General features: G+C 69.1%; 15 protein-coding genes. 13 read left to right on the top strand and 2 right to left on the bottom strand.

What is annotated here, in order from left to right; translation table 11 throughout:
* Positions 1 to 11: 11 nt before the first annotated feature.
* The 6 genes from ftsZ to TCCBUS3UF1_RS05070 all read left to right on the top strand — a co-directional run bounded on the left by ftsZ (position 12) and on the right by TCCBUS3UF1_RS05070 (position 5,265).
* A complete protein-coding gene (gene ftsZ, locus TCCBUS3UF1_RS05095) occupies positions 12 to 1,067 on the top strand; it encodes a cell division protein FtsZ (RefSeq protein WP_014515441.1) in 1,056 nt (351 codons plus the stop codon).
* A gap of 15 nt (positions 1,068 to 1,082) precedes the next feature.
* Positions 1,083 to 1,583 (top strand): crossover junction endodeoxyribonuclease RuvC, encoded by a 501-nt coding sequence (gene ruvC, locus TCCBUS3UF1_RS05090; protein ID WP_014515440.1) that lies wholly within the window; start codon positions 1,083 to 1,085, stop codon positions 1,581 to 1,583.
* A gap of 76 nt (positions 1,584 to 1,659) precedes the next feature.
* Positions 1,660 to 2,325, top strand: coding sequence for a DUF4397 domain-containing protein (locus TCCBUS3UF1_RS05085; protein ID WP_014515439.1), 666 nt, complete (start codon positions 1,660 to 1,662; stop codon positions 2,323 to 2,325).
* 212 nt (positions 2,326 to 2,537) lie between these two features.
* Positions 2,538 to 3,068 carry a class I SAM-dependent methyltransferase gene (locus TCCBUS3UF1_RS12325; protein ID WP_014515438.1) on the top strand — a complete coding sequence of 177 codons (531 nt, stop codon included), beginning with the start codon at positions 2,538 to 2,540 and terminating at the stop codon, positions 3,066 to 3,068.
* Positions 3,069 to 3,076: 8 nt separating this feature from the next.
* On the top strand, positions 3,077 to 3,949 hold the full coding sequence (locus TCCBUS3UF1_RS05075) for a R2-like ligand-binding oxidase (RefSeq protein WP_014515437.1): 873 nt from the start codon (positions 3,077 to 3,079) through the stop codon (positions 3,947 to 3,949).
* 44 nt (positions 3,950 to 3,993) lie between these two features.
* Complete coding sequence (locus TCCBUS3UF1_RS05070; protein ID WP_041433772.1) at positions 3,994 to 5,265, top strand: alpha/beta fold hydrolase; 1,272 nt, start codon at positions 3,994 to 3,996, stop codon at positions 5,263 to 5,265.
* On the opposite strand, the gene TCCBUS3UF1_RS05065 is transcribed toward TCCBUS3UF1_RS05070, so the two are convergent.
* Complete coding sequence (locus TCCBUS3UF1_RS05065; protein ID WP_014515436.1) at positions 5,174 to 6,577, bottom strand: NAD(P)/FAD-dependent oxidoreductase; 1,404 nt, start codon at positions 6,575 to 6,577, stop codon at positions 5,174 to 5,176. The genes TCCBUS3UF1_RS05070 and TCCBUS3UF1_RS05065 overlap by 92 nt on opposite strands.
* A 487-nt stretch (positions 6,578 to 7,064) precedes the next feature.
* Here TCCBUS3UF1_RS05065 and TCCBUS3UF1_RS05060 point away from each other — a divergent pair, with 487 nt between their 5' ends.
* A complete protein-coding gene (locus TCCBUS3UF1_RS05060; protein WP_014515433.1) occupies positions 7,065 to 8,513 on the top strand; it encodes an SDR family oxidoreductase in 1,449 nt (482 codons plus the stop codon).
* On the opposite strand, the gene TCCBUS3UF1_RS05055 is transcribed toward TCCBUS3UF1_RS05060, so the two are convergent.
* On the bottom strand, positions 8,431 to 9,198 hold the full coding sequence (locus tag TCCBUS3UF1_RS05055; RefSeq protein ID WP_041433771.1) for a beta-carotene 15,15'-dioxygenase, Brp/Blh family: 768 nt from the start codon (positions 9,196 to 9,198) through the stop codon (positions 8,431 to 8,433). The two genes, TCCBUS3UF1_RS05060 and TCCBUS3UF1_RS05055, sit on opposite strands and share 83 nt — an antisense overlap.
* A gap of 147 nt (positions 9,199 to 9,345) precedes the next feature.
* Here TCCBUS3UF1_RS05055 and TCCBUS3UF1_RS05050 point away from each other — a divergent pair, with 147 nt between their 5' ends.
* From TCCBUS3UF1_RS05050 to TCCBUS3UF1_RS05025, 6 genes are all read left to right on the top strand, one after another.
* Positions 9,346 to 10,128, top strand: a complete 783-nt coding sequence (locus TCCBUS3UF1_RS05050; protein WP_041433770.1) for a bacteriorhodopsin — start codon at positions 9,346 to 9,348, stop codon at positions 10,126 to 10,128.
* Between the two features lie 84 nt (positions 10,129 to 10,212).
* Positions 10,213 to 10,836, top strand: coding sequence for an SDR family NAD(P)-dependent oxidoreductase (locus TCCBUS3UF1_RS05045; RefSeq protein ID WP_014515431.1), 624 nt, complete (start codon positions 10,213 to 10,215; stop codon positions 10,834 to 10,836).
* A 2-nt stretch (positions 10,837 to 10,838) separates the two neighbouring features.
* Positions 10,839 to 11,363 (top strand): flavin reductase family protein, encoded by a 525-nt coding sequence (locus TCCBUS3UF1_RS05040; protein ID WP_014515430.1) that lies wholly within the window; start codon positions 10,839 to 10,841, stop codon positions 11,361 to 11,363.
* Positions 11,360 to 11,869, top strand: a complete 510-nt coding sequence (locus tag TCCBUS3UF1_RS05035; RefSeq protein WP_014515429.1) for a YceI family protein — start codon at positions 11,360 to 11,362, stop codon at positions 11,867 to 11,869. Before TCCBUS3UF1_RS05040 ends, TCCBUS3UF1_RS05035 begins: the two co-directional genes overlap by 4 nt.
* On the top strand, positions 11,866 to 12,741 hold the full coding sequence (uvsE, locus tag TCCBUS3UF1_RS05030) for a UV DNA damage repair endonuclease UvsE (protein ID WP_014515428.1): 876 nt from the start codon (positions 11,866 to 11,868) through the stop codon (positions 12,739 to 12,741). Before TCCBUS3UF1_RS05035 ends, uvsE begins: the two co-directional genes overlap by 4 nt.
* 89 nt (positions 12,742 to 12,830) lie before the next feature.
* Complete coding sequence (locus TCCBUS3UF1_RS05025) at positions 12,831 to 13,268, top strand: hypothetical protein (RefSeq protein WP_014515427.1); 438 nt, start codon at positions 12,831 to 12,833, stop codon at positions 13,266 to 13,268.

Below are 13,268 nucleotides of genomic sequence, written 5' to 3'. Positions count from 1 at the left end.
GGAGGCAGGGCATGGAAGGAGCGGTCATCAAGGTCATCGGCTTAGGGGGCGCGGGCAATAACGCTGTGAACCGCATGATCGAGGCCGGGCTCTCGGGGGTGGAGTTCATCGCCGCCAACACCGACGCCCAGGTCCTGGCCAAGAGCCTGGCCGACGTGCGCATCCAGCTGGGGGAAAGGCTCACCCGGGGCCTGGGGGCAGGGGCCAACCCGGAGATTGGGGAGAAGGCGGCCCAGGAAGCGGAAGACCTGATCGCCGAGGCCCTGGAGGGGGCCGACATGGTCTTCATCACCGCCGGGATGGGGGGCGGGACGGGTACGGGGAGTGCCCCCGTGGTGGCCGAGGTGGCCAAGCGGCAGGGGGCCCTCACCGTGGCCGTGGTCACCCGGCCCTTCAGCTTCGAAGGCCCCAAGCGGCTAAAGGCTGCGGAAGAGGGCATCCGCCGCCTCAAGGAGCGGGTGGACGCCATGGTGGTGGTGCAAAACGACCGCCTCCTCTCCGCCGTGGACAAGAAGGTGAGCCTCAAGGACGCCTTCCTCATCGCCGACCGGGTCCTCTACCATGGCGTGAAAGGGATCACGGACGTCATCAACCTCCCCGGCCTCATCAACGTAGACTTCGCCGACGTGAAGGCCCTCCTGGAAGGGGCAGGCCAGGTGCTCATGGGCATCGGGGCGGGCCGGGGGGAGGGCCGGGTGGAGGAGGCGGCCAAAACCGCCGTCAGCAGCCCCCTCCTGGAGCGTTCCATTGAGGGGGCGAGGAGGCTCCTCCTCAACGTGGTGGGCTCCGAGGACCTCTCCCTCATGGAGGCCGCCGAGGTGGTGGAGCGCGTGCGCGAGGCCACAGGGGTAGAGGAGGTGGACATCCTCTACGGGGTCACCTACGACGAGCGGGCCCAGGACGAGCTGCGGGTGATCCTTATCGCCGCGGGTTTCGGGGAGAGCACCGTGGTCCCCCGCCCTGCCCGCCCCCTGGACTTCCCAAGCCACGCGGACCTCTACAACTTGGATATCCCCGCCTTCATCCGCTACGGGGACGGGGACTACCCCCCCAAGCGGGGCAACTAGGGCCACATCCTCCCCATGGTGGTTCTGGGGATTGACCCAGGCATCACCCACCTGGGCCTGGGGGTGGTGGCCGTGGAGGCGAGGGGCGCCCTGAAGGCCCAGCTCCTGCACGGGGAGGTGGTGACCACCTCGGCCAAGGAGCCCGCCCAGGTGCGGGTGGGGCGGATCCACGCCCGGGTCAGGGAAGCCCTCCTCCGCTTCCGCCCCGAGGCGGTGGCGGTGGAGGAGCAGTTCTTCTACCGGCAAAACGAGCTGGCCTACAAGGTGGGCTGGGCCCTGGGTGCGGTGCTGGTGGCCGCCTTTGAGGCAGGGGTACCCGTCTACGCCTACGGCCCCATGCAGGTCAAGCAGGCCCTGGCCGGTCACGGCCATGCCCCCAAGGAGGAGGTGGCCCTGATGGTGCGGGGAATGCTGGGCCTAAGGGAGGCCCCCAAACCGAGCCACCTGGCCGACGCCTTGGCCATCGCCCTGACCCACGCCTTCCACGCCCGGCTCAAGGCCGAGAAGCCCCTATAGGCAAGAACCCTTTCGTATCCTAGACAAAGGTTTTACAAGTCAACCTGGGCCAATCTGATTCTGGGAGGGAAAAAGCATGAAAAAGCTTCTAGGCGTGCTCTTGGCGTTGGCGGCAGGCGGCTTGGCCCTGGCCCAAGGGGCCATGGTGCGGGTGGCCCACCTTTCCCCGGATGCCCCCGCGGTGGACGTGCTGGTAAACGGCCAACGGGCCATCACCAACCTGGCCTTTAAAGAGGTCACCCCTTATCTTGCCCTGCCTGCGGCCAGGGTACGGGTACAGGTGGTGCCCGCGGGCCAGAACTCCCCCGCGGTCATCGACGCGGAGCTGGACCTCCGCGAGGGGGTCTACTACACCGTGGCCGCCACGGGCTTCCTGGCCCAGATCCGGCCCCAGGTGTACACGGACGCCCTGGCCGGCCTCTTCCCCCGGGCGGGCTTCGCCCGGGTGCGGGTGGTGCACACCTCCCCCGATGCCCCGGCGGTGGACGTGGCGGTGAAGGGCGGCGCGGTCCTCTTCCCCAACCTCCCCTTCCCCCGGGCCAGCGAGTACCTGGTGGTGCCCGCCGGGCGGTATGACCTCGAGGTCCGGGTGGCAGGAACCAACCAGGTGGCCCTGAACCTGCCTGGGGTGAACCTGGAAAGCGGGAAGACCTACACCGTCTTCGCCGTGGGCAGCGTCCGGGCAGGCACCCTGACCGTGGTGGCGGTGGTGGATGCCGCCGCCCTGGGAGGGAACCGATAACGGGACTCGCCCAAGCCCCCCGGCCTTTCGGGGGGCTTCCCCTTTGGCTTTACCCCCTCCTGGCCTGCCCCCGGTGCCGGGGGGAGCTGGCCCAGGAAGGAGGGGCCCGCTGCCTGGGATGCGGGGCCTTTTACGGGGAGAGGGGAGGCTTCCTGGACCTACGGGCCTGGCGGGAGAGGCCCCTCCTACGCCTAGCCAACGCCCTTCCCCCCGTGGCCTCCCTCTACGACCTCTGGCGGGTCCGCGCGGACCGGCTCCTCTCCCGGGGAAGCCTCCTCTGGGCCGAGGAGGTGCGGCGCCTCCAGGCCTGGCTCCTGCCCACGGGAGGGCCCTTTCTGGACGTGGGTACAGGAACCGGCCTCTACCGGGAAGCCCTGGGCGAGAGGGCGGTAGGCCTGGACCCCTCCCCCACCTTCCTGCGGGTGGCGGCCCAAAGGCGCCCTGGAGCCTATCTCCTGGGCCACGGGGAGGCCCTGCCCTTTCGGGAGGGGGCCTTCGGCGGGGTGGCCATCGGCCCCACCTGGAACGAGTTCCTCCACCCCCGGAAGGCGGCCCTGGAGGCCCGGCGGGTGCTGCGGCCAGGGGGGAGGCTTTGGGGCATGCTCCTCCTGGGCCCGGGGCCTACCCTGGGGCTTTGGCGGCCCAGGGAGGAGGAGGTCTTGGCCCTGCTGGCGGAAGCGGGCTTCCAACCCAGGCTGGAGCGGGATGGGGCCCTGGGCCTCCTCGAGGCTGAGGTAAGCTGAGAACCAGGATGCGCAACTTCCTCAGCGTGGAACGGGGGCTAGAGGATAGCTACCCCTTGCGCCTCTACCACAAGGCCAAGCGCTTCTTCTGGGACCCGGCCGCCTTGGATCTGGGCCAAGACCAGGAAACCTTCCAAAGCCTCCCCCCAGAGGGGCAAGACCTCATCCTGCGCCTGGTGAGCCTTTTCCTGGGTGGGGAGGAGGCGGTAACCCTGGACCTCCTGCCCCTCCTATGGGCGGTGGCCCGGGAGGGACGGCTGGAGGAGGAGATGTACCTTACCACCTTCCTCCTGGAGGAGGCCAAGCACGTGGAGTTCTTCGCCCGTTTCCTGGAAAGGGTAGCGGGACGGCGGGGAGGCCTTGCCCATTACCATGGGCCCCACTACCGGCGGATTTTCCACGAGCTCCTCCCCCAGGCCATGGAACGCCTCTGGCAGGACCCGAGCCCCGAGGCCCAGGTGGCGGCCGCCCTCACCTACAACGTGGTGGTGGAGGGGGTGTTGGCGGAAACCGGCTACCACGGCTTCTTCCGCATGGCCGAACGGCTGGCCCAAGGGGGGTTGGCCATGCCCGGTACCCTGGAAGGCGTGGGCCACGTGAAGCGCGACGAAAGCCGCCACGTGGCCTTTGGGCTTTACTTCCTTGCCCGGCACCTGAAGGCCCACCCGGGGCTTTGGGCGGCAGTGGAGGAGCGGCTTGGCCTCCTCCTCCCTGAGGCTCTGGGGGTGGTGGGGGAGATCTTTGCCGCCTACCCCGGGGGCGCCCCCTTGGGGCTTTCCGCCGAGGAGTTTTTCGCCTACGCCCAAGGCCAGTTCCAAAGCCGCCTGCGGGTCCTGGAGCGCTCCCGGACCCTGGGGACGGAAGCCCTGGAAGACCTGTAAGCTTTCCCGCAAATGCCCCACGGCTTCCGGGGCAGGATGGGGGTATGCGCGCCCTGCTGCCTGCCCTTTTCCTCTCCCTGGCCTTGGCCCAGGAGTACCGGGCCCTTCCCGGAGCGCCCACGGGCCACGGGGCCCTGGACCAGAGCTACGCCCTGGTCTACCGCGCGGAGAACCCCAAGGCGGTCCTCCTCCTGGTGCCGGGGCTCCTGGGGGGGAGCACCAACTTCGCCCTCCTGGCCGAACGCCTGCGGGCGGAGGCCCCCTGGCTCGAGGTCTGGGCCTGGGAACGGCGGGCCAACGGCCTCGAGGACCGCCGGGGCTTCCTGGCCCAAGACCCCTTGGCCTACTACCAGGCCCTGAAGGCGCCCGACCTCTCCCCCTTGCGGGCCTGGGGCCTGGCGGTGCACCTCCAGGACCTGGACCTGGCGGTGGAGGCGGCCCGGAAGCGGGCCCCCGTGGTCCTCGGGGGGCACTCCTTGGGGGCCGCCCTGGCCACCCTCTACGCCTGGCAGCACGGGGAGAAGCTCTCGGGCCTCCTCCTCTTGGACGGAAGCCTAGGGGCGGTGCGGGTTTCCGAGGAGGCCTTCCGCCAGGGGCAGGAGACCCCCTTGGGCCGCCTGCCCGGCCTGGAGGACCTGCTGGCCGGACGGGCGAGCCCCGTCTTTCAGACCGCCTTCCTCTCCCCCAAAGACCTGGCCCTGGCCGAGGCCGAGGCCTGGCTGGCGGCCCGCCGCCCCCTGGAGCCCGTCCCCTTGGGGGCCCACTGGGCCACCCGCGAGGCCCGGGCCCTCCTCCGGGTGGACGACCACTACAGCCTCTTCCCCATCTTCAGCGTGAGCGCGGGCCGGGCCTGGGCCCGGGAGGGGCTGAGCCTTCTGGGGCTTCTCCAGGGGCGGCTGGTCCACACGGTGCGGGGGCCTAGGGGGAGGCTGGTGGAGTGGCGGGACACGGGGGAGGCCACGGACCCCAGGGCTTTCCTCAGGGCTTTCACCCGTCCCGAAACCGGGTTTTCGGAGTGGTACTTCCCCTACCGCCTCCTCTTGGAGATCGCCGGCTACCCCTACGTGGGCCCCTACCGGCCCCGCCCCCTCCCCTACCCCGTGCTGGCCCTAGGGGCGGAAAGGGGGCTTCTGCCCGAGGCAGCGGGCTTCCGGGTGGGGGAGACCTTCCCCAAGACCCCTTTAGGGGTCCAGATCCTTCCCAGCCTTACCCACCTGGACCTCCTCACGGAGCGGGAGGGCAAGACGGCCAGGGCCATCCTGGGGTACCTAGGGGGTCTACCCCTAGGTGGGCCAGGAGGAGGCGGGCAGCCCTGAGGCCGGAAAGGGCGGCGGCAGGCACGCTCTGCCCGGGGAAAACCCTCTCCCCCACAAGGAAGGCGTTGGCCGCCAGGCGCACCCGGGGGAAGCGGAAGGGATGGGTCTGGGGGTAGCCCCCCACCCAGGCCCGCCCGGCAAAGCGGCGGTAGGTATGGGGGGTGGCGGCGAAGAGGGGCTCGGCCTCCCTCAGGCCCGGAAGGAGGGCCTCCCCCAGGGCCAGGGCCTTCTCCTGCCAAAGGGCCTTGAGCCGGCGGTAAGCTTCCCCCTCCAGCCCCTCCCAGGGGGCCAAGGGGGTGTGGAGGGAAAGGGCGAAGACCGTCCTCTCGCCCTCGGGGCGTAAGGAAAGGAAGGCAAAGGGCCTCTCCCGGGCGTTTTGCCGGTAGTAGGGGGGTGGGACGGCAAAGGGGAGCACCCCATAGAGGACAAAGGCCCCCCAGCCGTCCCGGGGCGCCCTCCCGGGGAGGCCGAGAAGGGGCTCCAGGGGGACGTTGAGGAGGAAAAACTCCCCCTCCACCACCTCCTTTTCCCCGCGCCGCCTCCCCCCGTAGACCACCTCCACGCCCAGGGCCCGGCCTCGCCGGAGGAGAAGCCGCCGGGCCCGGGCCTTGTAGCGCACCTCCAGGCCCTGGGCCAGGGCCTCGGCCACCCTTCCCATCCCCCCAGGGACCAGGGCCGGGCCCAGGTGGGGAAGGTCCAGGGCCAAGGCGGCGTAGAGGGCGTAGGGGTCGGCGTGCTGGGCACTGATGAGGAGCTGGGCCTCGAGGAAGCGGCGGAAATCCGGTGCGCTAGGGGCGAGGCGGCTCACCCGCCGCAAGAGGTCGGGCAGGAGGGGAAGGAGGCCGGGGAGAAGCCCCAGGAGGAGGCCCACCTCCTCCCTCTCGGGGGGCCAGGGGAGCCTATGGGCCACCTCCAAAAGCCTCTTGGCCCGGTCCTCCTGCCAGGTCCAGAAGGGGAGAACCTGGGGACCGAAGAAATCCCTCTGGGCCTCCCGCTCCGCCTCCCGGCCCACGGGGCGAAGAAGCCTACCCCGGGGAAGGAGGACCTCCATGAGGGGAAAGCCCAGGGGCAGGGGCTCCACGGGCCAGGCCATCCCCAAGGCCTCCCCCACCCGGGCCAGGGGCGCCCCTGGGGCCAGGCCGGAAAGCAGGGTGGCCCCGGCGTCAAAGCGAAAGCCCCGGTGGTAGAAACTCCCCGCCAGGCCCCCGGGGTAGGTGTGGGCCTCGAGGACCACCACCTCGAGGCCTGCCCGCTTCAGGAGCCTGGCCGCCACCAGGCCGCCGATCCCCGCCCCCACCACCACCGCCCGCATGCTTCTTAGGCTAAGCCTCCCCATCCCCCTTACCATGGCCCAGGCTAAGATGGAAGGGGACGCGGCCGGAAGCGAAACGCCCTACCGGCCAAGCTCTAGGGCCGCGCCCAAGCGGAAGCCCGTCTAAAGCCTGCAGGAAAATCCCTGCATGGGTGGAAGGGAAGTTTGGCAAAAGCCGAGGGAGGCCCTTGCCGGCGCCCCTTTCCCGACTGCCCTCGCCCTCCTCTTTGCCTCCAGGGCCCGGGGGGAGGCCCTGGAGGCAAGCGACTGGGACCTCCCCGCCTTTCGGGGCATGGACTATCTGGAGCGCCTCACCTGCCTTCACCGCACCCTAGCCCTACGACGTGGCCCTAACCCCCGAGGAGTGGTCCAAGCGGCGGGAGGAGATCGGGGCGGTGGGCCAGGCGGCCCAGGAGGGGATGGTCCTCCTAGAGAACCCCCTTCCCGGACACCCTTCCCCCTAGGGGCCCTCCCTTAGGCTAGGGGCATGACCGTTCTGGTCACGGGGGCCACGGGGTACGTGGGGGGAAGGCTGGTTCCCCGGCTCTTGGAAAGGGGGCACCGGGTCCGCCTCCTGGTGCGGGACCCCTCCCGGCTGGTGGGGCGGCCCTGGGTGGCCCAGGTGGAGGTGGTCCAGGGGAGCCTGGAAGACCCTTCCTCCCTCCGCCGGGCCTTAGAGGGGGTGGAAGCCGCTTACTACCTGGTCCACGCCATGCTCTCGGAAAAGGCCTTCCTCGAGGCCGAACGCCGCCAGGCGGAAACCTTCGCCCGCGTGGCCCGGGAAACCGGGCTAGGGCACGCCATCTACCTGGGGGGCCTCCTCCCCAAGGAGGGCAGGCCCTCCCCCCACCTGCAAAGCCGGGCCCAGGTGGGAGAGATCCTGAGGGCCCACCTTCCCACCACGGAGTTCCGGGCCGGGCCCATCGTGGGCTCGGGCTCAGCCAGCTTTGAGATGGTCCGCTACCTCACGGAGCGGCTTCCCGTGATGCTGGCCCCCCGCTGGATCCTAAACCCCATCTCCCCCATCGCCATCCGGGACGTCCTGGCCTACCTCCTCCTGGCCCTGGAACGGGGGCCTTCGGGGGTAGTGGAGATCGGGGCCCCGTCCCTCACCTTCAAGGGCATGATGGAGGTCTACGCCGGGGTGCGGGGGCTTAGGCGCCTCATCCTGCCCGTGCCCGTGCTGGCCCCCAGGCTGGCCGCCCTTTGGGTGGGGCTCGTCACCCCCATCCCCAACCGCCTAGCCCTTCCCCTGGTGGAGGGGATCCTCCACCCCCTGGTGGCGGACACGGGAAGGGCCCGGGCGCTCTTCCCGCAGGTAGACCCCCTTCCCTACCGCAAGGCGGTGGAGTTGGCCCTGGAGCGCACCGCCCTGGGGGAGGTGGAAACCCGCTGGTCGGGGGCCCTCTTCGGCCAGGCCTACCGTTTGGAGGACCGGGAAGGCCTCATCCGGGAGGTGCGCTCCCTGCCCGTGGAGGCCCCGCCCGAGGCCCTTTTCCAGGTCTTCTCCGCCTTGGGCGGGGAAAGGGGATGGCTGGTCTGGAACTGGGCCTGGGCCCTAAGGGGGCTTCTGGACCGCCTCCTGGGGGGACCGGGGCTTCGCCGGGGGCGGCGCCACCCCAAACAACTCCTCCCTGGGGAGGCGGTGGACTTCTGGCGGGTGGAGCGGGTGGAGCCCCCGCGCCTCCTCCGCCTGCGGGCGGAGATGCGCCTCCCGGGCAAGGCCTGGCTGGAGTGGCAGGCCCTTCCGGAGGGGGAAGGGGCAAGGCTGGTCCAGACGGCCTACTTTGAGCCTGTGGGCCTTACGGGCTTCCTCTACTGGTGGCTCCTCTACCCCATCCACCGTCCCATCTTCAGCGACCTGGCGCGGGCCATCGCCCGGGAAGCGGAGGCCGCCTCAGCCAGGCCTCGAGGGTTAGGGCGTGGGGCAGGGTGAGGGCGAAGAGGAGGGCCATGTAGGCGGCCAGGGGGTCCTGGAAATGGGGGTAGAGAAGTAAGGCCAGGACCAGGGCGGCCAAGGTAGCGGCGTAAACGCCAAGCCACTCCCGGTCCCGCACGCCCACGAGGCGCAGGCTATCCAGGCTGTGCTGCAGGAGGAAGTAACCCGCCAAGGCCGCATAGGGGTGGGCCACAAAGGCCAGGAGGGCCAGGGCCAAGGTATCCCCCCAAAGCCTCAAGGAATGGCGCTCCCGAAGGGCCAGTAGGAGAAGGCCAAGCCATAGGGCGAAGGCCACCCCAGGAGGAAGGGCAAACCCTTGGGCAAAGGCCTTCAGGAAAGGAGCGATGGCCTCGCCGTGGAAAAGGAAGGGGAAAAGGAGGACCGTGCCCGCCCGCAGGTAACCGAGAAAGCCCTTTCCCTCCACCCGGCCCCAGTGCAAAAGGGCAAGGAGGAGGAAGCCTAGGAGGCCCAAGGGAGGGTGTGCGAGGAGAAGGGCCAGGGGGAGGGCGGCCAGGAGGAGGTAGGCCCCAAGGAAAGGGGCCAGGGGCCAGCCTAGCCTCCGGGCCACCAGGAGGTCCGCAGCCCCATGGGGAAGCCCTAAAACCAAGGCCGAAAGCAGGAGGAGGGCTTGCCCCCAGCTCTCGGGAAGGAGGGCCAAGGGGAGAAGGTACACACTCAGCATAATCTCATGCTTTGTTTCCCCGTTATCCCCATTTGTAGCGGTGCGTATGCTTTATGTACAAGTGTTGTCTAAGTAAAGGTTTCAGTGTACCTTAAGGTTTCCAATGGAGTTGGCCTACGGCCCAGGCAGGCCCCTAAGGAGGTACCCATGCGGGAGATGCCGGAACTCACCTTTGGACAGTACTGGTTGGTCTTCAACATGCTCTCCCTAACCATCGCTGGGATGCTGGCCGCCTTCGTCTTCTTCCTCCTGGCGAGGAGCTACGTGGCCCCCCGTTACCACATCGCCCTCTACCTCTCGGCCCTCATCGTCTTCATCGCCGGCTACCACTACCTACGGATCTTTGAAAGCTGGATCGGGGCCTACCAGCTCCAGGACGGGGTCTACGTGCCCACGGGAAAGCCCTTTAACGACTTCTACCGCTACGCCGACTGGCTCCTCACCGTACCGCTCCTCCTCCTGGAGCTCATCCTGGTCCTGGGGCTTACCGCTGCCCGCACCTGGAACCTGAGCCTGAAGCTGGTGGTGGCCTCGGTGCTCATGCTGGCCTTGGGGTACGTGGGGGAGGTGAACACCGAAGCCGGGCCCAGGACCCTTTGGGGGGCTCTTTCCTCCATCCCCTTCTTCTACATCCTTTACGTGCTCTGGGTGGAGCTAGGCCAGGCCATCCGTGAGGCCAAGTTCGGCCCCAGGGTGCTGGAGCTCCTAAACGCCACCCGGTATGTTCTCCTGATGTCCTGGGGCTTCTACCCCATCGCCTACGCCCTGGGTACCTGGCTCCCCGGGGGCGCGGCCCAGGAGGTGGCCATCCAGATTGGCTACAGCCTGGCCGACCTGATCGCCAAGCCCATCTACGGCCTGCTGGTCTTTGCCATCGCCCGGGCCAAGAGCCTAGAGGAGGGTTTTGGGGCCGAGGCCAGGGCCGCCTAAAGCCTTCGGGGCCTGCCTGGGGGCTTCGGCCCCAAGTCTTTTTGGGCTACAGAGCCGGGCGAGACCCAAGGGTAGGGTAAGGCCATGCGGGTCTTGATCCTAGGCGCCACGGGAGGCTTGGGGAGGGCCCTGGCCCGGGCCCTTAAGGGGCATGAGCTTCTCCTTTCCGGGCGGCGGGCCGAGGCCCTACGGGCCCTGGGGGAGGAGGTGGGGGGAAAGCCCCTGCCCGCAGACCTGACGGACGAGCTAGAGGCCAAGGCCCTTCTGGAGGAAGCAGGCCCAGTGGACCTCCTCCTCCACGCGGTGGGGGTGGGGGCCCGGGCCCCGGTGCGGGAAACCCCCAGGGACCTCCTGGAGGAAACCCTCCAGGCCCACCTCCTCACCGCCCACCTTGCCCTTAAGCACGCCCGCTTCCGCCCGGGGGCCCGGGCGGCCTTCTTCGGCGCCTACCCCGCCTACGTGCGGGTGCCGGGGTTTGCCGCCTACGCCGCGGCCAAGGGGGCCCTCGAGGCCTACGTGGAGGCCGCCCGTAAGGAGTTCCGCCGGGAGGGGGTGCACCTGGTGGTGGTGCGCCTCCCCGCGGTGGCCACCGGGCTTTGGGACCCCTTGGGCGGCCCCCCGAGGCACGCCCTCTCCCCGGAAGAGGCGGCGGCCAAGGTGCTCCAAGGCCTCCTGCAGGAACCCCCAGCGGAGCTTCTGGAGGTCTAGCCATGGCCGCACAAGCCCCTAAGGGCCAACCCCAAACCGCCTACCGGGCCTTCTTCTACCCCATGCGCCTGGCCCTTTTGGCCGTGGGGCGCAACTTCATGCCCCTGGCCTGGTGGACCCCGGTTTCCAAGACGCCCTTCCGCTTCCTCTTCGCCATGGACCGCCAGAACCACAGCCTAAGCCTCCTGCGGGAACTGGGGGAGGCCGCCCTCTGCTTTCTGCCTTGGGAGGAGCGGGCCTGGGTGGTGCGGGCGGGCTACCTCTCGGGAAGGAAAGCGGACAAGGCGCAAAGGTTGGGCGTGGCCTTGCGCCCGGCACGGAGGCTTTCCCATACCCAGGTGCCGGAAAAAGCCCTGGCGGTCTACGAACTATCGGTGACGGAGTGGCCCACGGACGGGGACCACGCCCTCTTCCTGGGGGAGGTGGTCCACGCCGAAGGCTTTAGGGAGGCCAAGGAACGGCCCATCCTCTTCCTGGGCTTTCGCGACTACGCCACCTTGGGGGAGAGGTGGCGGTTTAGGCCATGAGGTGGCTCCTTGCCTTCCTCCTTCCCTTCCTGGCCCTGGCCCAGGCCCCCTACCGGGTGGAGGGGGAGGCCCGCTACCGGGGCTCCTACCCTTTGGGCAGCTGGGAGGGGCGAAACCCCACCCCCCGGGGGGAGGTGGTGTGGGACGGGGAAAGGGCTTCCGGGCGGGTATGCCTGGAGCAACGCGCCTGGGACTCGGGGAACGGGGAGCGGGACAAGAAGGCCCTGGAGATCCTTAGGGCCAAGGAGTTTCCCCAGGCCTGCTTCTACCCCCAGCGAGCCCGCCTGGAGGGAGGCCGGTTCCTTCTGGAAGGTGAGCTGGAGATGGCGGGCCTGAGGCGGCGGGTGCGGGTGGAGGGGGAGCTTCTGGACCAACCCAGCGGCTACCGCTTCCGCGGGGGGTTTCGCACCCGGTTTTCCGATTGGAACCTGGAAAGACCCCGCTTCCTCTTCCTGGAGGTGCGGGACGAGGTGGAGGTCTACCTGGAGGCTGAGGTGCGCCGGTGATCCGTCTGGGCTACCCCTGCGAAAACCTCACCCTAGGGGCCAGCACCAACCACACCTTGCGCTTGGCCTCCCTCAGCGAGGAAAGGGTCCGGGCCAAGGTGGCGGAGAACCTCGAGGACCTGGAGCGCATCCTTCGCTGGAACGCCAAGGCAGGCTTCCGCCTTTTCCGCATCGGCCAGCACCTCATCCCCTTTGCCTCCCATCCCGCCTTTCCCTACGACTGGGAAAGGGCCCACGGAGAGGAGCTAGGGCGGCTGGGCCGCCTGGCCCGGGAAAGGGGGCAGCGGCTTTCCTTCCACCCAGGGCCCTACGTGAACCCAGGAAGCCCAGACCCCCAGGTGGTGGCGCGCTCCCTGGCTGAACTCCGCTACTCCGCCCGGGCCCTCTCCCTCCTGGGGGCAGAGGACGGGGTGCTGGTCCTCCACCTGGGCGGGGTGTATGGGGGGCGGGAGGGAGCGCTCAGGCGCTTTGTGGAAAACCTCCGGGGGGAAAGGGAGGTTCTCCGCTACCTGGCCCTGGAAAACGACGAGCGGCTTTGGGGGGTGGAGGAGGTCTTGAAGGCGGCGGAGGCCCTAGGGGTGAGGGCGGTGGTGGATACCCTGCACCACGCCCTAAACCCGGGGCGGCTTTCCCTATCCGAGGCCCTGAGGGCGGCCTTCCCCACCTGGAAGGGCCGCCCCAAGGTCCACCTGGCAAGCCAAGACCCAGGAAAACGCCCCGGGGCCCACGCCTTCCGGGTGACGGAAGCGGACTGGGGGGAGCTTCTAAGGGCCCTTCCGGGCCCGGCGGACATCATGGTGGAGGCCAAGGGCAAGGAGCAGGGCCTTCCCTTGGGGGCGCAGACCTGGCTTACCCCTGCCCTTAGCCCCTGAGCCAGCCCTTGCGCAGGGCGATGCCTAAGGGGGGACAAACCTCCCCGGATACCTGTGTTATGGTCTTGGCAGGGGTAAGGAGGTGAGAGGTGATACCCGCCTTTAGAAGCGCGCAAAACCCCACCCAGTGGGCCCTGGAGTTTATTCGGCTGGTGATGCTCCTCCTTTGCCTGGTGGGCTGGGTGATGTACCCGGTGGAGCTCCTGCTCCTGGACCACTGGACGGAGAGCTGGCAGAGCAAGATCCCCTTCTTGGTGGCCGTTCCTGGCTTCGTCTTCACCCTTTGGGTGCTCTTTGACCGCAAGACGCCCTGGGTGCGCTGGGCCTTCATCCTCACCATGTGGGCCTCGGTGCTGACGGGGGTCCTGGGGGCCTACTTCCACCTGCTTTGGAACTTTGAGGGGGAGGTGGCCTGGGAGTTTGAGGCGGCCATGGAGGCCATGGCGGGAAGCCGCCCAGTATTGGCGGCCCTAGCCTTCACCCATATGGGGGTGACGGGGCTCCTCGCCCTGTACCGGGCCAGGTAG

Origin of the sequence: Thermus sp. CCB_US3_UF1, assembly GCF_000236585.1 — a bacterium.
Lineage (GTDB): Bacteria > Deinococcota > Deinococci > Deinococcales > Thermaceae > Thermus.
This window is presented reverse-complemented; position numbering and strand designations above follow the sequence as displayed.

Bases quoted from the DNA above. Each gene is read 5' to 3' on its own strand.
- ftsZ (WP_014515441.1), top strand. From the start codon at position 12: ATGGAAGGAGCGGTCATCAAGGTCATCGGCTTAGGGGGCGCGGGCAAT.
- ruvC (WP_014515440.1), top strand. From the start codon at position 1,083: ATGGTGGTTCTGGGGATTGACCCAGGCATCACCCACCTGGGCCTGGGG.
- TCCBUS3UF1_RS05085 (WP_014515439.1), top strand. From the start codon at position 1,660: ATGAAAAAGCTTCTAGGCGTGCTCTTGGCGTTGGCGGCAGGCGGCTTG.
- TCCBUS3UF1_RS05075 (WP_014515437.1), top strand. From the start codon at position 3,077: ATGCGCAACTTCCTCAGCGTGGAACGGGGGCTAGAGGATAGCTACCCC.
- TCCBUS3UF1_RS05070 (WP_041433772.1), top strand. From the start codon at position 3,994: ATGCGCGCCCTGCTGCCTGCCCTTTTCCTCTCCCTGGCCTTGGCCCAG.
- TCCBUS3UF1_RS05065 (WP_014515436.1), bottom strand. From the start codon at position 6,577: ATGCGGGCGGTGGTGGTGGGGGCGGGGATCGGCGGCCTGGTGGCGGCC.
- TCCBUS3UF1_RS05060 (WP_014515433.1), top strand. From the start codon at position 7,065: ATGACCGTTCTGGTCACGGGGGCCACGGGGTACGTGGGGGGAAGGCTG.
- TCCBUS3UF1_RS05055 (WP_041433771.1), bottom strand. From the start codon at position 9,198: ATGCTGAGTGTGTACCTTCTCCCCTTGGCCCTCCTTCCCGAGAGCTGG.
- TCCBUS3UF1_RS05050 (WP_041433770.1), top strand. From the start codon at position 9,346: ATGCGGGAGATGCCGGAACTCACCTTTGGACAGTACTGGTTGGTCTTC.
- TCCBUS3UF1_RS05045 (WP_014515431.1), top strand. From the start codon at position 10,213: ATGCGGGTCTTGATCCTAGGCGCCACGGGAGGCTTGGGGAGGGCCCTG.
- TCCBUS3UF1_RS05040 (WP_014515430.1), top strand. From the start codon at position 10,839: ATGGCCGCACAAGCCCCTAAGGGCCAACCCCAAACCGCCTACCGGGCC.
- TCCBUS3UF1_RS05035 (WP_014515429.1), top strand. From the start codon at position 11,360: ATGAGGTGGCTCCTTGCCTTCCTCCTTCCCTTCCTGGCCCTGGCCCAG.